Source organism: Microbacterium hibisci (assembly GCF_015278255.1).
GTDB lineage: Bacteria > Actinomycetota > Actinomycetes > Actinomycetales > Microbacteriaceae > Microbacterium > Microbacterium hibisci.
In genome coordinates, this window is the sequence record NZ_JADIJC010000004.1 from 81,596 (window position 1) to 101,011 (window position 19,416).

Here is a 19,416-nt window from a genome sequence, read left to right on the forward strand (position 1 = left end):
TCAGCCGCGCGTCGCGGCATACTCGGTCACCTCCACCGTCTCGGCGCGCGCCAGCTCGCCGAACACGTCACGGAGCCCGTCGACGCGGGGGTCGCGGGACGCGTCGACGAGCGCGGCCGTCTCGGCGTAGGCCGCGAGGCGATGTGCCGGAAGCTGCGCGTCGTCGAGCTCGACCCCGGGATCCGACACGTACTCCGCGATGAAGCTGCCCGGTGCGCCCACCGCCTGCGGGTGTCCGCCGCCCGCGAGCGCGACGACCGGGTCGTCGGTGTGCCGCACCGAGACGCTGAGCGTGCCGGGGCCGACATCGGCCTCGACGGGGGAGCCGAACGACACGAGGGTGCGGGTGTCGTAGGCGCCCTCGAGCGCGAGGTGCGAGCCGATCATCGCTCCCTGCGAGAACCCGAACACGTGCACGGCGTCGCCGGGTTGCACCCCGGCCGCGGCCAGCGCCGCCTCGGTCGCGGCGTACGAGTCCGACTTCCTCCCCGCGTACAGCTCCACGTTCGAGGCGTTGTCCCACGGCTCCTTCCCGCCCGCCCCCTGCGACTGCATGCCGGCGATGTAGACCGCGTACTGCCGCGACCCGTCCGCCATGGTGTAGCGCTCGACGCGCACGCGGGAGTCACCCGACCCCGGCATCCGCTCGGCCACCGCCGCCAGCGTCGCCGGCGCGACCGAGGCTGCCCTCCTCACCGTGGCCGGATCGCCGGCGAAGCCTCCCGCCGCTCGCGCCGCGGCCTCCGAGACTCCTACCCCAAGCGCCACCCCCGCGACGCCCGCCCCGACCGGTGCCACCGCCGCGCCGACGCTGCCCGGCGCCGCCGGCGCGACCCGGGTCACGGTGACGGGCCCTGCGGTACCTGACAGCCGCGCGTCGCGTGAGAGCCTGCCCGCGGCCGCGACGCCGGCTACGGCGGCGCCGCCGAGTGTGAGGAGCCCGGCGCCCGCCCCGAGCGCGATGGCGGCCGGATCGCCGAATTCGCCTCCCGCGGCGACACCCCACTGCGTCGACTGACGCACGAGCTCGGAGGGCCACATGACGGCGCGCCCGAACTCCGCGCCGAGCGCCATCCGCCACGCGTCGGGGTGGGCGTCCACGAGCGCGCTCACTCGCGCGTCGATCCGCGCAGCCCCTTCCGCGTCGCCGGCCAGCACCGCCGCCCGGTGCGCCGCCTGCAGCTCCACCATCAGGTACGCGTACGCCGCTTCGCGGAGCGCCCGTGCGATGGCGTCGGCTTCGACGCGTGCCGCCTCGAGCCTGGTCGCGAGGACGGCTGCCGACGCCCGGGCGTCGGCGCCGTGCTCCGGCACGACGCCCAGCCTGTTCTGCAGCGTGCACAGGCGCTCGTCGATCTCGGCGAGCTGGTCGCGGACGGTGTCGAAGCGCACCGCGGCCTCGGACAGCGTCGCGGTGTCGACCGCGACGGCGCCGCCGCCGCGGATCTGCAGGCCGTCGTCGACGCGCGGCCAGTGGTCGGCCGCCAGGCCGACGAGCCCTTCGTTCTGACCGAGGCGGCCCGGCTCCGCGACGCTCGGGTCGTGCCGGACGTCGGGCGCCGGCACGGCCCCGCTCACCGCCCCACCGCCCGGCCCGAGAGCGACTCGACGAAGGCCGCGCGGTCACGGGCGCGCAGCGTGTCGAACCTCACCGTCTCGGCCAGGCAGGCGAGCCCTGAGACGTCGCCCGCCCACGTGGTCGCCCGCTCGTGGAACGCCGTCGCGGACTTCGCCTGCCAGTCCACGACCTCGGGGAGTCCGCGGGCGACGAGCGCGGCATCCGTGATCCGTTCGATCAGCCGCGCGACGTCGCGCGCGAGAGCGTCCAGTCGGTCAGCGGTCGATGCGGGGAACGGGGAGTAGGTCACCCCTCGATCGTCGCCGGAGCCGAGCGCACGCGGCCGGCCCGGCGACCGACCGGTGGACAATCCCGCCGGCGGCGGGGATGTGGAGAAGGGGGCATCGCTCCGCTGCCGGAACGACGCCCCCTCGACCCGAGGGCGAGCCGCTAGCGGCCCACGACCACCTCGACGGTCTCGGTCGTGGCATTGCCCGCGGCATCCGTCACCGTGTACGTGAACCGGTAGACGGACTTGTTGGCCGCGACGATCTCGAAGGTCGTGTCGTCCACCGTCGTCACCTCGGCCTTGGCACCGATCGCCTCGGCCGACACGAGCTCGACGGTGACGTCGCTCTCGTCCTCGACGCCGACCTCGACCGTCACCTCGCGGAGCTTGCCGTTGGGCGGGAAGATCCGGTCGGGCGTCGCGGTGAGGGTCACCACGGGCGGCGTCGTGTCGAGGTCGATGCCGACGATCACCGGGTCGTGGTCGCTCGACCGGTACGCGTCGGGCGCGTAGAGCCCGGTCACCTGGCTCGCGGGCTTGAAGTTGGTGTTGTAGTCCAGCACGCTCGGCTCGTCGGCGTTGATCGCCCAGGTCGAGGCATCCGTCACATCAGCGGCGAGGCCGGGGGCGGCCAGCGCGTGATCGAGATAGCCCAGCTGCCCGTCGAAGACGTACGAGTACGCGTCGTCACCCTGGTGCTCGTCGAGCAGGTCGGTGTAGCCGGCGTCGGTGAAGACGCGGATCGGGTCCTCCTTGGCGTACGCGTTCAGGTCGCCGATGACGATCGAGCGGTCGGGCGAGCCCGAGCCGGTCGGGTCCGTCGCGAGCCAGTCCACCATCGCCGCGGCGGCGTTCGTGCGGGTCACCGCGCAGTTGCCCTGACCGTCGCCGGTGTCGGGGTCGCCGACCTCGTCGCACGCGGAGCTCTTCGACTTCAGGTGGTTGACGACGACCGTCACCGGCTCGCCGCCCTCCACCGCGGCGAACGTCTGAGCGAGGGCCGGCCGGTTCAGCGTGTCGATGAAGCGCGGGTCGACCTTCGACGTCAGCAGCTGGTGCGCACCGAGCGGGGTCACCGTCGCGGTCTTGTACACGAAGGCCGTGGTGATGACGTCGGTGCCGATCTTGCCGGTGGCGATGTAGGAGTACGTGCCGGCGCCGACGACGGCGTTGAGCGCGTTCGTGAGCGTCTCGACCGCCGGGACCGCCGGAGGCACGGCATCGCCGTTGTTCTCGATCTCGATGAGCCCGAAGACGTCGGCGTCGATCTCGGCGAGCGCCGACACGATCTTCGCCTGCTGCCGCGCGAGCTCGGTCGGGTTCTCCGCGCCGCGCGAGCCCAGCGTCGTGAAGTAGTTGAGCACGTTGAAGCTCGCGACCTTCAGATCGCCGCCGACCTCGGGGGCCTCCGGTCGCGGGTTCGCGACCTGGTAGCCGATGGGAGCGGTGGGCTGGATGCCGTAGCTGAACACCTGCGGGTTGGTGTCGCCGGTGCGCACGCGCTGGTCGAGGATGCCGGTGACACCCGTGAGCACGTCGCCGCCCCGCAGCAGGTTCTGCAGCGTGTAGGGCTCGCCGTTCGGGTGGCGGAGCGGATCCGGGTTCTGGCGGGAGCGGGCGTCGTCCACGATGATCTGCGCGGCGAGGTTCGCTGCGGCGAGCGCCGCCTGCTCGGGCGTGCCCGGCTCGTACGTGTGGGTCGACTGGTACTGGCGCTCCGGTGCGACCGTCACGGTGTTGAAGCGGCCGAACTCGAAGTACTCGCCGACGACGAGCGACTGGGTGAGCGTGACGTGCATGCCCTCGACCTGCTCGCGCTTGGCGTCGGTGAGGGGGAGGGTGAGCGCAACGGGGGCCGGCACCGGCGCCGTGCCGCAGACCGCGGTGTCGTCGGCGACGACCTGCGTGTTGCCCTGGAACTCCGCGACCGAGCCCGCGACGCTCACGACGTCGCCCACGGCGACATCGACGATGCCGTCGCCGTTCCCGGGGGCGTTGTCGGCGTCCTGCTGGTACACGAAGATGCCGTCCGAGGTCGCCGGGTCGCCGTCGGCGTCGCCCTGCAGGTAGAAGCCGTCGAGGTCGCTGGTCTGGAAGTCGGCCACGACGACGCCCTCGACGAGCACGTCCTGCCCCAGGATCGGCGACGCCGTGCCGGAGCCCTGCACGACCCCGACCTTGACCGGTTCGGCGCTGCAGTCGGCGACCGGGTCGGGCTCGGGCTCGGGCGCGGCGCCGTGCCAGCCCAGCCCGTCAAAGGTGTTGGTGGCGTAGCCGGTCCACTCCGCCGCGGGGTCGAAGGGGTTGCTGCCGTCCTCGTCGCCCACGACGACGCTGAGGTTGCGGCGAAGCGTATTGTCGGCCGTGGAGGTGAGGTCCGCACCCCACTGGGTGCCGGGGTCGAACCCGATCTGGCCGATGACGTCGACGGCGGTGGTGCCCTTGACCAGGGCGACGGCGTCGTTGCCGTTGAAGAGGCCGAGGTTGGCGGACTGGTCGGCCTGGGCGAGGATCGCCGCGTCGGCGAGGCTGTGCGCGAACACGAAGACGTCACCCGGGGCGACGCTGCCCGTCAGATTGATCGTGATCGACGCGGCGCCGCTGCCGTTGGTGAACTGCTGCAGCTTGTACCCGCTGGCGGCGAGGTCGACCGCCGTGGTGCCCGGGTTGTAGATCTCGATGGCCTTGTTGTTGGACGAGCCCTCGACGTACTCGCTGATGAGCAGATCGCCGGGTGCCGCGGCGGCCGGTGCGGCGAAGGCCACGACGCCCGTGGCGGCCAGGGAGAGCGCAGCGATCGCCGCTGCCGCTCTGCGGGGTGATTGGGACACGAAACCTCCACGTGACGACGGCGGCCGGTGGACCGCGCCTGGAAAAGGGCAGGCCGGTTCGCCTCCCCGTCTGAGACAAGCTAGGCGAGCGGCATCCGTCACCGGAAGACCCCAGGAGGAGAGATCCTTAACGTTCGGTGTCGGGTCGGTCCAGAATGGGACCCATGACCGCGAGCGACGTGGCGCCGTTCCGCGTCGTGTTCGTCTGCACCGGCAACATCTGCCGCTCGCCGATGGCCGACGTGGTCTTCCGTGGATTCGCGGATGCCGCAGGCCTCGGCGCGCGCGTCGCCTCGACGAGCGCGGGCACCGGCGACTGGCACGTGGGCGAGCAGGCCGACCTGCGCACCATCGAGGCGCTCGAGCGCGCCGGCTACGACGGCACCCATCACCGCGCCCGGCAGTTCACGCACTCCGACTTCGCCCGCAGCGACCTCGTGGTCGCGCTCGACCGCAGCCACGAGCGGATCCTGCGCGGGTGGGCCCGCACCGAGGGCGACGCCGACAAGATCGCGCTGCTGCTCTCGTTCGACCCGGGCGCCCACACGCTCGACGTCCCCGATCCGTACTATGCCGGCCCCGGAATGTTCGACGAGGTGCTCGGTATGATCGAGAGCGCGAGCCGGGCGCTCTTCCGGCAACTCGAACCCGCCATCCGCCCGGTGTGATGACACCGGATCGACGGTCGTCCTCCTGGTCCTCTCCGCAGGATCCCCGAGACCGACGGGAGCTCTCATGACTTCTCTTCCCCCGCAGCCGCTCAGCCCTCTCGACGGGCGCTACCGCCCTGCCGTCGGCGAGCTCGGCGAGTACCTCTCCGAGGCGGGCCTGAACCGCGCCCGCGTCGAGGTCGAGGTCGAGTGGCTCATCGCCCTCACCGACCGGTCGCTGTTCGGCACGTCGCCGCTGTCCGACGACGACAAGGCCCGGCTGCGTGCGCTGTACCTCGAGTTCGGGCAGGCCGAGATCGACTGGCTGGCCGAGAAGGAGGCGGTGACCCGTCACGACGTGAAGGCCGTCGAGTACCTCGTGCGCGACCGGCTGTCGACACTGGGCCTCGACGCCATCGCCGAGCTCACGCACTTCGCGTGCACGAGCGAGGACATCAACTCGACGTCGTACGCGCTCACCGTCAAGCGCGCGGTCGAGCGCGTATGGCTGCCCAAGCTCGAGCGGGTGATCGCCGCGCTGCGGCAGCTGGCCGTGGACCACCGCGACGCCGCGATGCTGTCGCGCACGCACGGCCAGCCCGCGACGCCGTCGACCATGGGCAAGGAGCTGGGCGTCTTCGTATGGCGACTGGAGCGGGTGGCCGCGCAGATCGCCGGCGGTGAGTTCTTCGCGAAGTTCTCGGGTGCGACCGGCACGTGGTCTGCGCATCTGGCGGCCGACCCCGACGCGGAGTGGCCGCACATCTCGCTCGAGTTCATCGAGTCGCTGGGACTGGACTTCAACCCGGTCACCACCCAGATCGAGTCACACGACTGGCAGGTCGAGCTGTACGACCGCGTGCGGCACGCGGGCGGCATCCTGCACAACCTCGCCACCGACATCTGGACGTACATCTCGATCGGCTACTTCACGCAGATCCCGGTTGCCGGCGCCACCGGCTCGTCGACGATGCCGCACAAGATCAACCCGATCCGGTTCGAGAACGCCGAGGCCAACCTCGAGATCGCGGGCGGGCTGCTGGCGACCCTGTCGCAGACCCTCGTGACCAGCCGCCTGCAGCGCGACCTCACCGACTCGACGACGCAGCGCAACATCGGCGTCGCGCTGGGCCACTCGCTGCTCGCGCTCGACAACCTGCAGCGAGGGCTCACCGAGATCTCGCTCGCCGAGGACGTGCTGCTGGCCGACCTCGACGCCAACTGGGAGGTGCTCGCCGAGGCGATCCAGACCGTCGTGCGGGCCGAGATCGCCGCCGGCCGGTCGCAGATCAGCGACCCCTACGCGCTCCTCAAAGACCTCACGCGCGGACGCCGCGTCGGCGCCCCCGAGCTCGCGGAGTTCGTGCGCGGCCTCGACATCGGCGACGACGCGAAGGAGCGGCTGCTCGCGCTCACCCCGGCGAGCTACGCCGGCCTGGCGTCACAGCTCGTGGGCGAGTACCTGGTCGTCGAGGGCCCGCAGGCCTGAGGCCGGATCCTCGGTTTCGAATCGCGCACTTGGCGCTTTTCAGCGCCGGAAGCTGCGAAGTGCGCGATTCGAACGGCTCGAGCGACGCCGGCGCGGGCGCTGGGAACGGGTCGCGCGGCTGAGATCCGAGCGGGCTCAGCGCTTCGGATCACCGGATGCCGCGGCATCCGGATTCTCATCACGACCGGCGGCGTCGGAGTCGTCGTCGAAGAGCACCGGCTTGTCGATCTGCTTCGCCACCTGCGCGGGGTCGACGGCCAGGAGCAGCAGCGACACGATGAGCAGCACGGCGATGAAGCTGATGCCGGCGATGACCAGGGCGGTGACGACCGCGCGCTGGGCCTCTTCGGCGGTGCGCTGCTGGAAGAAGCCCATCGACACGAGCGTCACGATCCCCGCGAACAGGGCGGCGCCGAAGGCGAGCCCGAGCAGCTGCAGGGGCTTCATCAGGTCGCGGCGGGTGGGGCTTTCGTGGCTCACGCGGAGTCCTTCTGCGGTGTGGGGTCGGCGGTCACGGGTGCTTCCGCGTCAGCGTCGTCGGGTGCGTCCGCGGGCGGCGTCTCGGCGCGCGGCGAGAAGCCGGCGATGCCGAGGTACACCGCGACGATCGCCGCGTAGCCGCCGAACAGGCCGACGCCGATCGTGACGCCGGTGAGGGTGAACGTCTGGTGCGCCTCTTCGATCGTGTAGTCGAGGGCGTAGGCGGGCTGCACGAACAGCAGCGCGACGCCGAGCAGCAGCGTGATCGCACCGACGACGACGGCGTCGCGGCTCTCGGAGCGCGGGCCCACCGGCGCCGGCGGCCGCACGTCGGCGACGCCCGGCGCGATCTCGCGGCGCGCGCGGCCCGCGGTGAGCCCCCGCCAGCCGGCGATCACCTCGAGCAGTCCGCTCAGGAGCGCCCACGCGATCACGATGACGAAGAACCCGGTGGCGGTGCGCAGCGGGTAGAGGCCGCTCGCCATGCCCGCGACGACCGTGACGCCGCCCAGAGCAGCGGCGGGCCAGCGTCGACCCCTGGGGTACACGAGCCACACCGACAGCAGCAGCACCAGGCCCGTGGCGATCGCGAATCCGCTGAAGACCGAGCCGCCGACGGCAGCCGAGTGGTCGGGCGAGAACGTGATCATGAGTGCCGCGAGGGCCGCGAAGGCGGCGCGTGCGAGCTGCACGTGGCGCACGGCGAACGTGCGGGATTCGGCTGAGGTCACGGTGATCCTGCGGAGCGGCGGGTTCTCAGGAGCGAGAACGGATGCCCCCAGTCTACGTGCGTCCCGGCTGAGAGCTTCCGGCAGCCGGCTCGCTCCCCGGCGTCCATGCGTGCAGCGGACTTCGAGATCAGGCGATCTCGCCGGTACAGGACGATCGGGCGGGAATCGTCCTGCCTCCGTCAGATCTCCTGATCTGGCAGACCGACATCGGCGGAGACGGATGCCGCAACCGCCGGCATCCGTCACGTCAGGGTGTCGAGGATCCCGGTGAGCAGCTCGAAGGTCGTGAGGGGCGAGATGATCGCGAAGCGCAGCACGGGCTCGCCGGCGTGCGAGCTCGGCACGACGAACGCGTGCTGCTCGTCGAGCAGGCGGTTCGACCAGGCCTCGTAGTCGGCGAGGGTCCAGCCCTCGCGGCGGAAGACCACGACCGACAGCTCCGGATCCCGTACGAGCGACAGCCCGTCACGACTTTCGATCTCGTCGGCGATGCGCCGGGCGAGGTCGATGCCGTACTCGATCGTGGCGCGGTACTGCGCGGTGCCGTGGGTGGCGAGCGAGAACCACAGCGGGAGGCCGCGCGCCCGTCGAGTGAGCTGCACCGCGAGATCGGACGGGTTCCAGTCCGGCTTGCCGGTGAGGGTGTCGAGGTACTCGGCCTTCTGCGTGTGCGCCGACAGCGCCAGCGCGGGCTCGCGGTAGATGAGGGCGCACGCGTCGAAGGGCGCGAACAGCCACTTGTGCGGGTCGACGATGACCGAGTCGGCGAGCTCGACGCCGGCGAATGCGGGTCGCAGGCGCTCGACGAGCATCGCGGCGAGGCCGTACGCGCCATCGACGTGGAACCACACTCCGCGCTCCCGCGCGACGGCGCCGACGCTCGCGATGTCGTCGACGATCCCGAAGTTGGTGGTGCCCCCGGTCGCCACGACCGCGAACACCGCGTCGCCGTGCTCGTCGAGCACCCGGGCGACGGCGTCGCCGTGCAGGCGCCCGTTCTCGTCGACGGCCGCGGTCGCGACGTCGACGTCCATCACGGCGGCCGCCGACGCGATCGACGAGTGCGCCTCGGCGCTGCACACGACCACCCACCGCGACGGCGTGGAGCGCCCGTGTTCCGCGGCGCGCCGGCGTGCGGCATCCCGCGCCGTCACCAGCGCCGAGAGATTCCCGATGGTGCCGCCCTGGACGAACACCCCGCCTGCGCCGACAGGCAGGCCGAACTCGCCCGCGAGCCAGTGGAGCACCTCGTTCTCGGCGTACACCGCGCCGGCGCCCTCCATCCATGAGCCGCCGTAGATGGCGGATGCCGACACCACGAGGTCGAAGGCCAGCGAGGCCTTGCTCGGCGCCGAGGGGATGAACGAGAGGTACCCGGGGTGGTCGGTCGACACGCAGGCCGGCGCGAGCACGTTCTCGAAGAGCGCGATCGCGCGGCGCGACCCGATGCCGTCGGGGGTGATCGAGCGCGACGCGAGTCGCTCGAGGTCGCGCGGCGTCAGCGGCTTGTCGAGCGGGACGTCCTCGTAGAGCGCGCGCCGCCGCGCGTACTCGAGCACGTCTTCGACGGTGTGGCGCGTGTCGGCCGAGATCGCGTGCATGCGGTCGGCTGCGGCGGGCGAGGTCATGGACGCTCCTGTGGGTCGGGTGACACCTCACGCTAGATGCGCACGCGGCGGCGTTCAAGAAGACGGATGCCGCGGCATCCGTCTCCGGTCACTCCTCCGCGACGGTCAGCGAGACCTGCCATCGCGGCTCGCCCGTCGATCGGACGACCGCCGTGCCGGCTTCGACGGCGCGGACTTCCCACTCGCGTGCGCCGGGGGCCGTCACGCTCGCCACCGGGATGAGGAGCACTGCGACGCCGTCCGCCTCGGGTTCGGCGGCCGCCGGGTCGGTGAGGCGCAGCGTCGTGGTCTGCCCGACCGTCATCGTGAACGCGCTTCCGTCGTCGGCGGGGCCGATGAACCGCGGCACGGGCGGCGCGACCGGGTCTGAGGGGCGGGGTCCGGACGGCGAGGGCTCTGACGGCGAGCGCCCGCCGGGCGAGGGCTCAGCCGTGGCCGTGGATGTGTCCGTCGGTGGTCCGGCACCCGCGCACCCCGCGAGCGCCGCGCACCCCGCGAGCGCCGCGACCAGCGCGAGGGCACGCAGCGCGAGGGCGGGCGGCCGTCGTCTCTCCACCGCGCCCTCGCCTTCTCGCCTCAGTCACCGCTCTGGGTCGCGATCCGCTCGACGACGTCCTTCTGCGCCTTGATCTGCGCCGACGTCGACGCGGGGTTCATCCGCACGGTCTCCGCCGCCAGCATGACAGCGCCGAACGTGCCGTCGAGCGTGCCGTCACCATCGGAGTCGACGGGCGTGTCGAGACTCACCGAGCCGTTCGCGAAGTTCAGCCACGCGCCCAGGGCGTGCTGGTCGAAGATCACGTCGGCGGGCGCCTTCGCGGGGTTGTTCAGCACGAGGGTGGCCGCGGCGCGGGTCGAGGCATCCTTCCCCTCGTCGAACACCAGGCTGAAGTAGCCCACGATGTCGAGATAGCACTGCAGCTCAGCGGCGGTGAAGTCGTTCGACTTCTTCACGCGGTACTGGTTGAGCCACCAGCCGTGCCCCTTCGACACCGTCGCGTCGCCGGTGACGACCACGGCCGCCGTGTCGGTCGGCGAGACGCCGCCGTCGTCGTCCTCGGTCGTGACTCCGAGCTCGTAGAGGCACGCGTCGCCGTAGGTGTGGCTCGCCTCGAGCGTGATGTCGCGGGGCTGCACGCTCGGGGACTTGGCCGGATCGGCGGCGGGCGGGTTGACCAGCGACGTCTGGCTGTCGGAGGTGCCGTCGCCCCACTCCCAGGTGAGGGTGAGGTCGTCGCTGCCGGGGTCCGTCGAGTTAGCCGGCACGGTGAGCTCTTCGCCCGCCTCGAGCACGAACGCGCTCTGGCCGTCGTAGACCTCCTCGCCCGAGGTGTCGATCGTCGCCGTGGGATCGACGTTGGCCACCGCGGCGATCGCGGTGTCGCAGTTGCCGGTCGTGTCGTCGTCGGCGGCGCACACCTCGACGGTGTACGCGCCGTCGTCGCCGTACTGGTGCTGCACCGAGAAGGCGAGCGTCGCATCGGGGCGCGCGTTCTCCTCCGCTCCGCCCAGGGCGACCGCGGCCGCGCCGTCGTCGAACGAGATCGTGGCCGACAGGTCATCGAGCCAGCCGGGGTCGGTGACCGTGCCCGAGACCGTCACGGTGCCGAACTCGTCGATCGGCGTGATCGCGTCGATCGCCACGGTGGGCGCGACGTTGGTGACGGTGACCGTGCTGGCGGCGGTGGAGGTGCGGCCGAACTCGTCCGTCACCTGCAGCCCGATCGGGTAGACCCCGTCCTGGCCGACCGTCGTGAACGACGGCGTCGCACCCGTCGCATCGTCGTACTGCCCGTCGTTGTCGAGATCCCACGCGTAGGCGGTGATCGCGCCGGCGCTGGGGTCGCTGCCCGCGGCGGAGGCGGTGCCGTCGAGCGCGGCATCCGTCCCCTCCGGCGTGACGTACGGTCCCCCGGCGTCGGCGGTCGGCTCGCACTCCGCCGGCACGGCAGAGCTCGCCGTCGGCACGGTGTCGAGCCCGGTGGTCGACGCCGTGCCCAGGCCGCGACCCGCGAACGCCGACCAGATGAGGCAGCGGTTCGCGTCGTCGTCGGCGGTGAGCAGGGCGTTGCGCGCGTCGATGTAGTTGGGGCTCGCGGGCGTCGCCTTCATGCCGTCGAGCACCAGCGTGGCGAGCGCCTCGGCGCCGCCCGGGAAGAGCTCGCGGATGTCGTAGATCGTCGCGGCCCAGATCTCGCCGTTGCCGTGACCGCTGTCGGACGACGTGTTGTACGTCTGGTACGTGCGCGTCGAGATGTCGTAGCCGACCGAGCGGATGCCGTCGACCGGGTCGCCGGTGACGTACTCCCCGACGACGGCGTCGTCCCACTTGAGGAACGAGATGACGTCGCTCCAGCCCTCGCCGAGCGCGCCGCGCTGGTCGAAGTCGTTGTAGCCGAGCGCGCCGCCGCCGACCAGCCGGCTCGAGACCCCGTGCCCGTACTCGTGCGCGATGACGTCGCCGTCCATGTCGCCGTCGCGGAAGGGCCGCCCCGGCGCCCACATGTACATCTGCATGCGTGGGCTCGTGCCTTCCGCCGGTGTGCCGAAGTTGGCGTTGTTGAGGCAGCGGACGTCTTCGTCGTCGCTCGGGTCGCCGTTGTCCTTGTCGTCGACGCACCCGAAGTCCCAGCCGTCCTGCGCCTCGGCCAGCACGGGATCGCCGCCCGAGCCGCCGTTGCCGAAGTTGTCGACCTGGAAGTTGCCGCTCGCCTCGTCGAAGCCGTGCGTGTAGAGCCAGTCGTGCATGACGTTCGTGTAGTAGAAGAGCTGCGTGATGATCGCATCACGGTCGGCGTCGAGCGCGGCGAGCGAGTCGACGTCGGCCGTCGTGCGCCATGCGTCCGTCCACGGGTAGAAGAACTGCTGATAGCCGGGATCCCCGTTCGCGGCCGTCTGCGGCTGGTACTCGTTGTTCGCGTCGTCGTCGTTGCGGTCGAGGTAGGCGTTGACGTTGTTGCCGTTCGTCGTGCGGTCGTCGACCCAGGTGCCGTTGATGCCCGAGAACGACGTCGTCTGGCGCGTCGCGCCGGCCGCCTCGGGGTGCTCCTCGCGGAACACGTCGCCCTCCGGGGCGGCGTGCGCGTACCGGCTGCGCTGGTCGATGACCTCGCCGGTGTTCGCGTCGACGACCGTCTCGAACCACGCCTGCCCCGACGATTCGATGTCGGTGAGCCACGCGAGGCGCAGCGCGGTGCCGTCTTCGCCCGGGTACCAGACGAGCTCCGATGTCACCGGCGCCGGGTCGGTCACCCCCTCGGCGTACACGTTCGGGTACTCCTGCGGCGAAGGAGTGGTCGTCGCGGCCTCGCGCAGCGGGCGGCTCGCGTCGGCATCCTGCGCGTCGGCGGCCACGTCGATGGCCGCCTGCGCGGTGAGGGCGGCAGCCGTGCCGGTGCCGTCGCCCGGAGCGAAGAACCCGGCGACCGAACGCAGTCTGCCGTCAGGCGCGACCACGAGGGTCATGACGGCGTCGCGGACGCGGAGACCGTCGACCCGCTGGCCCAGATGGACGGCGGTGGCGCCGGTCGAGAGTGCCAGCTCCTTGTGGACGTAGATTCCGGATGCCGCGTCGCCGGCGAGCCCGAAATCGGCGGCGTGCGCCCGCACGTAGGCGAGCGCGACGTCTGCCGGTGGCGCGTCGCTGGCGCCGGTCAGCGCGCCGGCCGACGGGTCGGCCACGACGCGGCCGCTCGCCGGATGGACGGTCACGCCTGGCGGCTGCCCGATGTCGTCCTGCGGGGCCGCCGCGGCGGGGGAGAGCCCCGACGCGAACAACCCTCCGACAAGAAGAGTCCCGATCCCCACAGAAAACACGCGCAGCCGCACAGACATGCCGATCGCCCCCCGGCGGGCCGGCGCACCCCCGAGCGGTGCTGGAGCCGGTCCTTGGCGCCCGACACGATAGTCCTCGCCCTGGCGCACCACAAGGTGCGCGTCGAATCGACCGGCGGCCAGCCCGTCCCGCGCGCGAACGCTCGTGGCGGGGGTCTCGGGGCGCGTCGCGGTCGGCGTCGCCGCCGGCGTCGCCGGCGCCGGGGATCCAGCAGGAATGGAGAAGCGCCGCCGCTCGTCCCCTCAGTAGCGTGAGGATCACGGGACGCGAGGGCGCCCATGAGCGTGAGGAGGACCATCATGCCGAAGACGGCATCGGACGGGCTGTCGCAGGAGGAGCGCGACGCGGTCAAGCAGCGCGCCAAAGAGCTGCGCGACCAGGCGAAGGCGGGCAAGAATCGCGAGGCCGGCACGAAGCAGGTGCTCGAGGCGATCGCGAAGCTCGACGGCACCGACAAGCAGATCGCGGAGGGCCTGCACAAGGTCGTGGGCGAGGTCGCACCCGACCTCGTGCCGAAGACGTTCTACGGCTTCCCCGCCTACGCCAACGCCGAGGGCAAGGTCGTCGTGTTCACGCAGCCGGCATCGAAGTTCAAGACCCGCTACGCCACCATCAACTTCGACGAGCCCGCCCATCTCGACGACGGCGACCTCTGGCCGATCGGCTTCGCCGTGCTCGCCTGGACACCAGCGATCGAGAAGAAGATCAGCGAGCTCGTCGCCACCGCCCTGGCGTGAGGACCGCGCGCGGTGCCGTGGCACCGACGACGCGCTGCGGGGCGCGGCATCCGTTCGATTCCGGATGCCGCGCCCCGCGGTCGTCGATACGGCCGATCACTCCGGAGCGGACGGCGCGGACGCCGCGGCGGCGCGGTCGGCGTGGCCGAGTGCCCGGCCCGGCGCGATGCGGTCTCGCACGCGCCGCTTGAGCGCCACGATGTCAGGGAATCCGCCGTCGGTCTTGCGCGACCAGACGAGCTCGTCGTCGGCGTACACCTCGAAGATGCCGCCGGTGCCGGGCTCGAGGGTCGCGCCCCCGCCCATGAGTTCGTCCTGGAACGTGGTCAGCAGCTCCTGCGCGACCCATGCCGCGCGGAGCATCCAGGCGCACTGGGTGCAGTAGACGACGCGGATGCGGTGGGTCATGGCTCTGCCCCGTCCGCACCCAGGAAGTCCACGGCGGCGTCACGGAACGCGCGGGAGCCCGGGGTGTTGAAGTGGTGCCGGCCGGGGATCTCGGTGAACGTGCCGTTCGGCGCACTGCCGGCGAGCACCCGGGAGCGCTCGAGGATCGCATCCTCCGAACCGGTGGCGAACAGCACCGGCTGCACGGGCGGCCGCTCGGGGTCGGGGTCCGCGTCGCCGAATCTCATGCCCTCGGCGAGGCCGATGAGGGCGCGCAGATCGTTCGTGGCGACGCGCTCGGCGAGCCGGACGTAGTTCTGCGTCACCGTGTCTTCGACCGGTATGCCTTGCTCGGCATACGCCCGCGCCTGCTCGATGCGCAGGCGTCCTAGCGGGCGTCCGTCGGGGATGCCGCCGAGCACGGCACGGCTCACGTGCTCGGGAGCATCGACGGCGAGCTGCCAGCCGACCCGCGCGCCGAGCGAGTAGCCGACGTAGCGGACGTCGTCGACGAGATAGGTGTCGAGCACCGCGATGAGGTCGCCGACGAACGCGCTCATCGAGTAGGCGAGCGGGTCATAGGGCTTGTCGCTCGCGCCGTGGCCCCGCTGATCCACGCCGATCACGCGGTATCCCGCGCCGGTGAGGGCGCGCACCCAGCCCGTCTCCACCCAGTTGTCGCGACAGCTCGACGCGAACCCGTGCACGCACAGCACCGGCTCGGCATCCGGCGGGCCCCACGAGTATGTCGCGATCTGGTAGCCCTCCGCCGACATGATGTAGCTCGGCGGCGGCATCTCGGTGCGTATGGTCGGGGCGACGGCATCCATACCGCCATTCTGCTCCCGCGCCGCGCAACGCCGTCCAGCGCCGCGGCGCTGCCGAGCAGGGCCGTCCACCCGGGGCTCGCGGAGATTACGCCTGTCGTCGTCGATCCGCAACCCTGCTGAGCGGCCCGCCGGTTGCGAATAGCGTCACGGCATGAGCACGGATGATCCCCGACGCACCGAGCCGACCCGGCCGGTGACCGCACCCGGAGCTGCCCCGGTGACCACGCCGCGGGCGGCGGCCGACGTCGACCGCGACGGCCTGGCCGACCGCTATGACGCCTCGCTGCGGCAGGACGTCTTGAGCCGCGAGCGCGAGCGCTTCGGCGGCTTCAAGTTCGGAGCCGCGTTCTTCGGCTGGCTCACCGCACTCGGGGCGCTGGTGGCGCTCACCGCTGTGGTCGCGGCCATCGGCGCCGCGACCGGACTCACTTCGCCCGAGACGGTGGAGGACGCGGTCGATGCCGCCAACCAGAACATGGGCGCTGCCACCGTGATCGGGGCGATCGCGATCGGCCTGGTCCTGTTCGTCGCCTACTTCGCCGGCGGATACGTCGCCGGCCGCATGGCGCGGCTGAGTGGCTGGAAGCAGGGCCTGGCCGTCTGGCTGTGGGCCATCGTGATCGCCATCATCGTGGCGGCCATCACCGCGATCGCCGGCAGCCAGTGGGACATCCTGGCCAACGTCGACATCTTCCCCCGCATCCCCGTGACGCCCGAGACCGTGACACTGACCAGCATCCTCACCGCGATCGGCGCCGCGGTCATCGCGCTCGTCGCCGCCATCCTCGGCGGCATGGCCGGCATGCGCTATCACCGCCGTGTCGACCGCGCCGGCTTCGGCGACGGGCGGGTCTAGGACCCGTTGACGGAGACCTATCCACCACGAAGAGAGGAGATCCCCATGGGTCTGGACGATGACATCAAGCACAACGTGGAAGACGTGAAAGGCAAGGCGAAGGAGGCGGTCGGAGACGCGACCGACAACGAGCGCCTGCAGGCCGAGGGTGCGGCTGACCAGGCCAGCGCCAAGATGAAGAAGGCCGGCCAGGATGTGAAGGACGCGTTCACCGACGACAGGTGATCTGCCGCGGAGATGCCCCGGTCCGTCGGGACCGGGGCATCGCTGTGTCACGGATCAGGCGACGGGCTGCTGCGCCCCGGTACTGCGTCACCGCGGCGCGCTCCACGGCCGGCAGCTCCACGATCTGCCAGCCGTCGCCCGGCACCGGCTCGTCACCGGCGATGCACGACACCCAGAGACGAGGTGTTCGTGTGCGACCCCGACCTCGAGGCCGAGTTCGTCCGCGCGCTGGGCGTCGCCGGCGTCGAGGCCGTGATCGCTGAGCAGGGGGAGCTGGGCTCGTTCCGGAGCCTCCAGCGGCAGCCGTTCCAGCGCGACCGGCCGGCAGAGGCGCAGCTGGCGCGGTTCTTCGGCGGTCGCAGCGGGAACAAGGCGCGCTATGCCCGCCTGCTCGCCGAGGCCGTCCCGCTGGAGAACGTGCCGCCTCCGCTGGCCGCGCTGCTCGCGGCGGTCTGACCCTCCCGGGTTAACGGGTTCTCACGCGTCGCTCGCCGCCCGTTCACCGAGTGGTCGCGCGGTGGTCGACAGCCGGTCAACGCACGGCTGGGCGCCCCCGGTTGCGTCGGTGCCATGAGTCGAATCCCCACACGACGCGTCCTGCCGCGCCTCCTCGCCGCGGCAGCCGCGACGGCCACCGCCGTCGCGCTCCTCCCCGCCACCGCCGCCGCGGCCCAGCCGGTCGCCGCCGCTCCCGCCACGTCGAACTCGCCGTACGTGCAGACGCACGTGCCGACGCTGGTCGCGCGCGCGACGCTGTCGGCCGACCACCTCGAGCCCGGTCCGGCGTCCGGCGCGCTGGCCAGCTCGGCCAACGGCCGCACCGGCCCCTGGGACGGCCAGGTCATCCCCGGCTTCTCGGCCGCGATCGACAACGGCGACGGCACCTTCTGGGCGCAGCCCGACAACGGCTTCGGCGCCAAGGGCAACTCGGCCGACTTCCTGCTGCGCAACTACCTCGTGCGACCCGCCTGGCAGACGGCCGACGGCGGCGCCGGCGAGATCCGGGTGGAACGGTTCATCTCCTACAACGACCGCAACAACGTGCTCGACTTCCCCATCGTGAACGAGGGGACCTCCGAGCGTCTGCTCACGGGCGGCGACTTCGACATCGAGTCGGTCGTCAAGGCCAAGGACGGCACCTTCTGGGTCGGCGAGGAGTTCGGGCCGTTCCTGCTCCACTTCGACGCCGAAGGCACGCTGCTCGAGAACCCCTACGAGCTGGACGGCGCGAAGTCGCCCCAGAACCCCTACCTGCAGCCCGGTGAGACGCCCCGCGTGCGCGCGAGCCGCGGCTTCGAGGCGATGGCCGCCTCGGTCAACGGCCGGTACCTGTACCCGATCGTCGAGGGCTCGTACGCCGACGACGCCGACCTCCGCCGCCGCGAGATCCTCGAGTTCGACACGCGCTCCGGGCAGTACACCGGCCGCACCTGGAGCTACCAGACCGACCAGGAGCCGAACGTCATCGGCGACGCGTTCACCGTGCGCAACGACGTGCTGATCCTCATCGAGCGCGACGACTTCGAGGGCGAGCAGTCCGTCACGAAGCGCGTCTACGAGGTCGACCTCCGCCGCACCGACGCCGAGGGTTACCTCGAAAAGACCCTGGTGCTCGACGCGCTGCGCATCGCGAACCCACACGGCATCGGCGCGGGCGACGGCTACGGCACTGGCGAGATCTACTCACTGCCCGTCCAGTCGTTCGAGACGGTCGTGCAGCTCGAGGACGGCAGCCTCCTCATCGGCAACGACAACAACTACCCGGGCAACGATGCGCGCATCCCCGGCACGCCCGACGACACCGAGTTCGCGATCATCGACCTCGACAAGACGAAGATCGAGCCCTCGACGGTGAGCCTCATCGGTCACCGCGGCGCGAGCGGGTCGCGCCCCGAGCACACGCTCGCCGCGTACGAGACGGCCATCGTCCAGTGCGCGGACTACATCGAGCCCGACGTCGTGTCGACGAAGGACGGCGTGCTGGTCGCGCGTCACGAGAACGAGATCAGCGGAACCACGGATGTCGCGGCCCGCCCCGAGTTCGCACCGCGCAAGACCACGAAGCTCATCGACGGCGTCTCGATCACGGGCTGGTTCACCGAGGACTTCACGTTCGCCGAGCTGCGGACGCTCCGCGCCAAGGAGCGGCTGCCGCAGACGCGTCCGGCGAACACCGCCTTCGACGGCCTCTACGTGATCCCGACGCTGGACGAGGTCATGGATCTGGCCCGCCACTCCATCAGCTGCGACGGCCGCACCGTCGGCGTGTACCCCGAGACGAAGCACCCCTCGTACTTCGACTCGATCGGGCTGTCGATGGAAGAGCCGCTCGTCGCGGCCCTCGAGGCCAACGGCCTCGACCGCGCCGACGCGCCCGTCATCGTGCAGAGCTTCGAGACCGCGAACCTCCGCGACCTCGACGGTCTCACCGACGTCACCCTCGCACAGCTCGTGAGCAACTCCGGTCGTCCGTACGACTTCACGCTCGCCGGCGACACGCGCACCTACAAGGACCTGGTGACGCGCGCGGGCCTGGCCGAGATCGCGACCTACGCCGACGGCGTGGGCCTCGAGAAGTCCGTGATGATCCCGCGCACCGCTGACGGCCGCCTCGGCGCGCCCACGCCGGTCATCGCCGACGCGCACGCAGCGGGTCTGTCGGTGCACGGCTGGACGTTCCGCGCCGAGAACCAGTTCCTGCCGGTGGACTTCCGCTCGAGCGCCGATCCGAACGCCTACGGCGACCTCGACGGCGAGCTGAAGGCCTACATCGGTGCTGGCATGGACGGGGTGTTCAGCGACCACCCCGGCATCGCCGCGGTGACCATCGACACGGTGACGCTCGAGGGCTGAGCCGCCGCCACGCCGAACACGGGGGCGGGGGATGCTG

General features: G+C 71.6%; 17 protein-coding genes. 7 read left to right on the forward strand and 10 right to left on the reverse strand.

Translation table 11 applies throughout. The features are described from left to right. The 3 genes from IM770_RS08695 to IM770_RS08705 form a co-directional block, all read right to left on the reverse strand. Nucleotides 1-1,578 carry a hypothetical protein gene (locus IM770_RS08695; RefSeq protein ID WP_203580745.1) on the reverse strand — a complete coding sequence of 526 codons (1,578 nt, stop codon included), beginning with the start codon at nucleotides 1,576-1,578 and terminating at the stop codon, nucleotides 1-3. Next, a complete protein-coding gene (locus tag IM770_RS08700) occupies nucleotides 1,575-1,868 on the reverse strand; it encodes a hypothetical protein (RefSeq protein WP_203580746.1) in 294 nt (97 codons plus the stop codon). The genes IM770_RS08695 and IM770_RS08700 overlap by 4 nt, the downstream gene beginning before the upstream one ends. A 140-nt stretch (nucleotides 1,869-2,008) precedes the next feature. Continuing rightward, nucleotides 2,009-4,678 carry an ExeM/NucH family extracellular endonuclease gene (locus tag IM770_RS08705; protein ID WP_203580747.1) on the reverse strand — a complete coding sequence of 890 codons (2,670 nt, stop codon included), beginning with the start codon at nucleotides 4,676-4,678 and terminating at the stop codon, nucleotides 2,009-2,011. 164 nt (nucleotides 4,679-4,842) lie between these two features. On the opposite strand from IM770_RS08705, the gene IM770_RS08710 reads away from it, so the two are divergent. Beyond that, the gene (locus IM770_RS08710; RefSeq protein ID WP_203580748.1) at nucleotides 4,843-5,346 is read left to right on the forward strand and encodes a low molecular weight protein-tyrosine-phosphatase; all 504 of its coding nucleotides are present in this window, start codon (nucleotides 4,843-4,845) and stop codon (nucleotides 5,344-5,346) included. A gap of 67 nt (nucleotides 5,347-5,413) precedes the next feature. Then, the gene (purB, locus tag IM770_RS08715; protein WP_203580749.1) at nucleotides 5,414-6,817 is read left to right on the forward strand and encodes an adenylosuccinate lyase; all 1,404 of its coding nucleotides are present in this window, start codon (nucleotides 5,414-5,416) and stop codon (nucleotides 6,815-6,817) included. A gap of 135 nt (nucleotides 6,818-6,952) precedes the next feature. On the opposite strand, the gene IM770_RS08720 is transcribed toward purB, so the two are convergent. The 5 genes from IM770_RS08720 to IM770_RS08740 all read right to left on the reverse strand — a co-directional run bounded on the left by IM770_RS08720 (nucleotide 6,953) and on the right by IM770_RS08740 (nucleotide 13,367). Next, nucleotides 6,953-7,297, reverse strand: a complete 345-nt coding sequence (locus tag IM770_RS08720; protein WP_203580750.1) for an amino acid transporter — start codon at nucleotides 7,295-7,297, stop codon at nucleotides 6,953-6,955. Beyond that, complete coding sequence (locus IM770_RS08725; RefSeq protein WP_203580751.1) at nucleotides 7,294-8,028, reverse strand: acyl-CoA synthetase; 735 nt, start codon at nucleotides 8,026-8,028, stop codon at nucleotides 7,294-7,296. The genes IM770_RS08720 and IM770_RS08725 overlap by 4 nt, the downstream gene beginning before the upstream one ends. A gap of 242 nt (nucleotides 8,029-8,270) precedes the next feature. Next, complete coding sequence (locus IM770_RS08730) at nucleotides 8,271-9,656, reverse strand: pyridoxal phosphate-dependent decarboxylase family protein (RefSeq protein ID WP_203580752.1); 1,386 nt, start codon at nucleotides 9,654-9,656, stop codon at nucleotides 8,271-8,273. Between the two features lie 88 nt (nucleotides 9,657-9,744). Then, complete coding sequence (locus tag IM770_RS08735; protein WP_203580753.1) at nucleotides 9,745-10,005, reverse strand: hypothetical protein; 261 nt, start codon at nucleotides 10,003-10,005, stop codon at nucleotides 9,745-9,747. Nucleotides 10,006-10,232: 227 nt separating this feature from the next. Then, nucleotides 10,233-13,367 carry a M36 family metallopeptidase gene (locus tag IM770_RS08740; protein WP_203580754.1) on the reverse strand — a complete coding sequence of 1,045 codons (3,135 nt, stop codon included), beginning with the start codon at nucleotides 13,365-13,367 and terminating at the stop codon, nucleotides 10,233-10,235. A gap of 423 nt (nucleotides 13,368-13,790) precedes the next feature. Here IM770_RS08740 and IM770_RS08745 point away from each other — a divergent pair, with 423 nt between their 5' ends. Continuing rightward, the gene (locus IM770_RS08745; protein WP_203580755.1) at nucleotides 13,791-14,228 is read left to right on the forward strand and encodes a hypothetical protein; all 438 of its coding nucleotides are present in this window, start codon (nucleotides 13,791-13,793) and stop codon (nucleotides 14,226-14,228) included. 96 nt (nucleotides 14,229-14,324) lie between these two features. Here the strand turns inward: IM770_RS08745 and IM770_RS08750 are convergent, their stop codons facing one another. Together IM770_RS08750 and IM770_RS08755 are read right to left on the reverse strand one after the other, a co-directional pair. After that, the gene (locus tag IM770_RS08750) at nucleotides 14,325-14,636 is read right to left on the reverse strand and encodes an Rdx family protein (RefSeq protein ID WP_203580756.1); all 312 of its coding nucleotides are present in this window, start codon (nucleotides 14,634-14,636) and stop codon (nucleotides 14,325-14,327) included. Continuing rightward, the gene (locus tag IM770_RS08755; RefSeq protein ID WP_203580757.1) at nucleotides 14,633-15,445 is read right to left on the reverse strand and encodes an alpha/beta fold hydrolase; all 813 of its coding nucleotides are present in this window, start codon (nucleotides 15,443-15,445) and stop codon (nucleotides 14,633-14,635) included. The genes IM770_RS08750 and IM770_RS08755 overlap by 4 nt, the downstream gene beginning before the upstream one ends. 151 nt (nucleotides 15,446-15,596) lie before the next feature. Between IM770_RS08755 and IM770_RS08760 the strand changes: the two genes are divergently transcribed. The 4 genes from IM770_RS08760 to IM770_RS08775 all read left to right on the forward strand — a co-directional run bounded on the left by IM770_RS08760 (nucleotide 15,597) and on the right by IM770_RS08775 (nucleotide 19,379). Beyond that, nucleotides 15,597-16,301 carry a YrzE family protein gene (locus tag IM770_RS08760; RefSeq protein WP_203580758.1) on the forward strand — a complete coding sequence of 235 codons (705 nt, stop codon included), beginning with the start codon at nucleotides 15,597-15,599 and terminating at the stop codon, nucleotides 16,299-16,301. Between the two features lie 45 nt (nucleotides 16,302-16,346). Next, the gene (locus IM770_RS08765; protein WP_203580759.1) at nucleotides 16,347-16,526 is read left to right on the forward strand and encodes a CsbD family protein; all 180 of its coding nucleotides are present in this window, start codon (nucleotides 16,347-16,349) and stop codon (nucleotides 16,524-16,526) included. A gap of 189 nt (nucleotides 16,527-16,715) precedes the next feature. Next, entirely contained in the window at nucleotides 16,716-16,982 is a 267-nt protein-coding gene (locus tag IM770_RS08770; RefSeq protein ID WP_203580760.1) for a hypothetical protein, read from the forward strand. 114 nt (nucleotides 16,983-17,096) lie between these two features. Continuing rightward, the gene (locus tag IM770_RS08775; RefSeq protein ID WP_203580761.1) at nucleotides 17,097-19,379 is read left to right on the forward strand and encodes an esterase-like activity of phytase family protein; all 2,283 of its coding nucleotides are present in this window, start codon (nucleotides 17,097-17,099) and stop codon (nucleotides 19,377-19,379) included. Nucleotides 19,380-19,416: the final 37 nt, after the last annotated feature.

Bases quoted from the DNA above. Each gene is read 5' to 3' on its own strand.
- IM770_RS08760 (WP_203580758.1), top strand. From the start codon at position 15,597: ATGAGCACGGATGATCCCCGACGCACCGAGCCGACCCGGCCGGTGACC.
- IM770_RS08765 (WP_203580759.1), top strand. From the start codon at position 16,347: ATGGGTCTGGACGATGACATCAAGCACAACGTGGAAGACGTGAAAGGC.
- purB (WP_203580749.1), top strand. From the start codon at position 5,414: ATGACTTCTCTTCCCCCGCAGCCGCTCAGCCCTCTCGACGGGCGCTAC.
- IM770_RS08755 (WP_203580757.1), bottom strand. From the start codon at position 15,445: ATGGATGCCGTCGCCCCGACCATACGCACCGAGATGCCGCCGCCGAGC.
- IM770_RS08745 (WP_203580755.1), top strand. From the start codon at position 13,791: ATGCCGAAGACGGCATCGGACGGGCTGTCGCAGGAGGAGCGCGACGCG.
- IM770_RS08730 (WP_203580752.1), bottom strand. From the start codon at position 9,656: ATGACCTCGCCCGCCGCAGCCGACCGCATGCACGCGATCTCGGCCGAC.
- IM770_RS08775 (WP_203580761.1), top strand. From the start codon at position 17,097: ATGAGTCGAATCCCCACACGACGCGTCCTGCCGCGCCTCCTCGCCGCG.
- IM770_RS08750 (WP_203580756.1), bottom strand. From the start codon at position 14,636: ATGACCCACCGCATCCGCGTCGTCTACTGCACCCAGTGCGCCTGGATG.
- IM770_RS08710 (WP_203580748.1), top strand. From the start codon at position 4,843: ATGACCGCGAGCGACGTGGCGCCGTTCCGCGTCGTGTTCGTCTGCACC.